Annotated in this window: 1 protein-coding gene; it reads left to right on the top strand. The window is 72.3% G+C overall.

The window, feature by feature from the left end; genetic code table 11:
* Positions 1 to 78: 78 nt before the first annotated feature.
* Complete coding sequence (locus ASG70_RS12505) at positions 79 to 696, top strand: PadR family transcriptional regulator (protein WP_082590712.1); 618 nt, start codon at positions 79 to 81, stop codon at positions 694 to 696.
* Positions 697 to 757: the final 61 nt, after the last annotated feature.

The raw sequence follows: 757 nt of genomic DNA, 5'->3' as shown, positions 1-757 counted from the left end.
CACCCCGCCCGGGCACCCCGCCCGGGCACCCCGCCCGAGCCCACGACCGCGCACCACGACCGACCCGAGGAGGACGCCATGGCCGCACGCCGTACCGAGCTCCTCGAGTTCGCCGTCCTCGGGCTCCTGCACGAGGCACCCCAGCACGGCTACGAGCTGCGCAAGCGGCTCAACGCCGCGCTCGGGCCCTTCCGGGCGCTCTCCTACGGCACCCTGTACCCCTGCCTGCGGGGGCTGCTCGAGCGCCACTGGATCGTCGAGTCGGACGCGGCGGACTCCCTCGCGGCGACCGCCGGGACCAAGCGCGCGCGGATCGTCTACGAGCTCACCGCCGAGGGCAAGGAGCGGTTCCAGGACCTGCTGCGCGAGGCGGGTCCGACGGCGTGGGAGGACGACACGTTCGACGTGCACTTCGCCTTCTTCGCCCGCACCGAGGCCGAGGTACGGCTGCGGATCCTCGAGGGGCGCCGCAGCCGGCTCGAGGAGCGGCTGGCCAACATCAGGACCGCCTCGGCGAAGAACCGCGAGCGCTTCGACAGCTACACCGCCGAGCTCGAGCGGCACGGCCTGGACTCCGCTGAGCGCGAGGTCCGCTGGCTCAACGAGCTCATCACCGCCGAGCGCAACACCCCCTCGGCCACCACCGCCACACCCCCGAACGACCAACCGATCACCCCGATCAACCACAAGGAGTAACCCATGGGATCCGTGCGTGTCGCCATCGTCGGCGTCGGCAACTGCGCCAGCTCGCTGGTGC

Origin of the sequence: Phycicoccus sp. Soil748, assembly GCF_001428025.1 — a bacterium.
GTDB lineage: Bacteria > Actinomycetota > Actinomycetes > Actinomycetales > Dermatophilaceae > Pedococcus.
Note: the sequence above shows the minus strand (reverse complement) of the source record. Positions and strands in the feature narration are given on the sequence as shown.

Bases quoted from the DNA above. Each gene is read 5' to 3' on its own strand.
- ASG70_RS12505 (WP_082590712.1), top strand. From the start codon at position 79: ATGGCCGCACGCCGTACCGAGCTCCTCGAGTTCGCCGTCCTCGGGCTC.